Genomic DNA, 2,395 nt, shown 5'->3' with positions numbered 1-2,395 from the left:
TCAAAAATTTGTTGGTAAAACTTTTTCATCATTTGACGAATATTTAATTTCAGCCGAGAAAGATTATGCGAAACAACATGATATTCATAATATGACTTGGACCCAAATTGAGGCTTATCAAAGGGGAAGTTTTGCCACTTTTATAGGTGTAAATTATAGTCAAATTAAAAATAGCTTAAAAATTACTTGTATTGGTGATAGTTGTATTTTTTTATTTAAAAAGTCCTCAAAAAACTATTTAAAAAGGAAAAGATCACGTGTGAAAAAAAAGACAAGGGCTTATAGGAATTGTAAGAATAATCATAAATACGAATATCAGAAAATTTTTGATATTCCTGATTTTAAAAACTGTCCTCAACTGGTTTCAACTAAGAAAAACTTTAACACTTTTGATTTTGATAAATACACTAAGTATGTAAATTTAAGTAAATATAATGATTACTATTTGTTCTTGTGTACGGATGCTTTAGCTGATTGGCTTATTAATTCTTTTAATTTATTAAAAAGTTCTACAAATCTAACAAATATACTCAATTTACAAAACAATTTGAGTAACTTAAATGAGTTTTTTTATACAAAGGTAATGGAAGCACGGAAAAATAAAAAAATGAAAATAGATGACTCAACATTAATCATTCTTAAAATAAATTAATTGGTTAAGGTTATGACATATCCTACTTTTGAGCAATATAATCAAGTATTTCAATCTCACCAAAATTTTATATCAGATAATGATTTAAAATTTGGAAATATTAAAAAATCAGGGTTAGGTGTTCCTTTAGCTATAAGTGGTGGATTTGCTTTAACCTACACTATTGAAAATAAAGGTACTAAATTTGCTGTTAGATGTTTTCATAAAGAGTCAAAAGGGTTGTTACAACGTTACACAGCTATTTCTCAAAAACTTAAATCCTTGAACTCTTCTTTTTTTGTTAACTTTGATTTTTTAAATAATGGCATATGTGTTAATGGAAATCATTATCCGATAGTTAAAATGGCTTGGGCACAAGGCGAAACTCTAGGGGAATTTTTAGAAAAAAATTATAAAAATAAGGCTGCATTGAATAATTTATCAAAAAAAATAAAAGAATTATCAGAATTTTTAGGAAAAAATAATATTTCTCATGGAGATCTGCAAATGGGGAATATAATGGTGTCTGATAATGGAAAAGCTATTCAATTGATTGATTATGACGGAATGTATATTGGCTCAATTTCTAAATTGGGGAGTTCAGAATTAGGTCATATTAACTTTCAACATCCTTTAAGAGCAGTTGAAAATCCATTTAATGATAAGTTGGATAATTTCTCATTTATTACATTATGGTTAGGTTTACAATCATTAATTCTAGACGCATCTATTTGGGACAAATCACAATCAGATTCAGATTCTCTAGTATTCAAAGTAGATGATTTTGAAAATCCAGAGAATTCTAAAACTATCAATCTATTGATGAGTTATCCACAATTAACTATATATGTCACTAACTATATAAAAATTTGTTTGGTGGATCAATTTAAAAAAATACCTACATTATCAGACTTTATTGATAACCAAATTAACCTTGAATATATCAAATTATCGTCGCCTTCATCTTTTAAAATCAATACCTATAAAAGTCAGTATCCAGTTATATCAGTGTTAGATTTCGTTAAGTGTGAATGTAAATACCCCAAACTTAGTACACAACTCACGTAGAAAATTAAGCTGCCTGTTTTAATGTTTTATATTCGAGCGGTGTCATGTTATTTAATGCCTCATGCGGTCTTTCGGTGTTATAAATCGTTAACCATTCTTCGGTTATTCTCCTTGCTTGTGCTAAGTTGTTAAAAAGATATAAATCGAGTACTTCAGTACGATAGGTACGATTAAATCGTTCAATATAACCATTTTCATAAGGGCTACCGGGCTGGATATAATCAATGGCTATATCATGTGATTTAGCCCAGTTTATAAAGGTTTTTCCTGTAAATTCTGGTCCATTATCGACGCGTATTTTTAACGGATAACCATGATACTCCGCCAATTTATCCAAATAACGAGTCACTCTACCTGCGGGTAAACTCACACCAATATCAATACCTAATGCCTCACGATTAAAGTCATCGATGACATTGAATGTCCTAAAGCGACGTTGATTACGACTACTGTCACTCATAAAATCCATTGACCAACATTCACCTTGTTTATTGGGGGCTAATAACCTTTCCGGGCATCGTGGAGGAATGCGTTTTTTACGCTTTACCCTGAGATTAAGCTTTAATTCACAATACACCCGATATACCCGTTTATGATTCCATTGATAGCCGAGCTTTCTGATACGATTAAAACATTTAGGAAAGCCCCAGCGTAAATGCCGGTCTGTGATAGCATTCAACACCGAAACAATCACCG

General features: G+C 30.4%; 3 protein-coding genes. 2 read left to right on the top strand and 1 reads right to left on the bottom strand.

Features of this window, described 5'->3' with window-relative positions:
* Together A9G40_RS14855 and A9G40_RS01395 are read left to right on the top strand one after the other, a co-directional pair.
* The coding region (locus A9G40_RS14855; protein WP_065581584.1) for a hypothetical protein at nt 1-652 on the top strand (652 nt) is incomplete at its 5' end.
* 12 nt (nt 653-664) lie between these two features.
* Complete coding sequence (locus A9G40_RS01395) at nt 665-1,699, top strand: protein kinase (RefSeq protein ID WP_065581583.1); 1,035 nt, start codon at nt 665-667, stop codon at nt 1,697-1,699.
* Nucleotides 1,700-1,703: 4 nt separating this feature from the next.
* On the opposite strand, the gene A9G40_RS01390 is transcribed toward A9G40_RS01395, so the two are convergent.
* A partial coding sequence (locus tag A9G40_RS01390; protein ID WP_176700415.1) for an IS3 family transposase occupies nt 1,704-2,395 on the bottom strand: 692 nt, incomplete at its 5' end.

Origin of the sequence: Gilliamella sp. Nev3-1, from assembly GCF_001690435.1 — a bacterium.
In the GTDB taxonomy this organism is placed as follows: Bacteria; Pseudomonadota; Gammaproteobacteria; order Enterobacterales; family Orbaceae; genus Gilliamella; species Gilliamella apicola_C.
Note: the sequence above shows the minus strand (reverse complement) of the source record. Positions and strands in the feature narration are given on the sequence as shown.

Bases quoted from the DNA above. Each gene is read 5' to 3' on its own strand.
- A9G40_RS01395 (WP_065581583.1), top strand. From the start codon at position 665: ATGACATATCCTACTTTTGAGCAATATAATCAAGTATTTCAATCTCAC.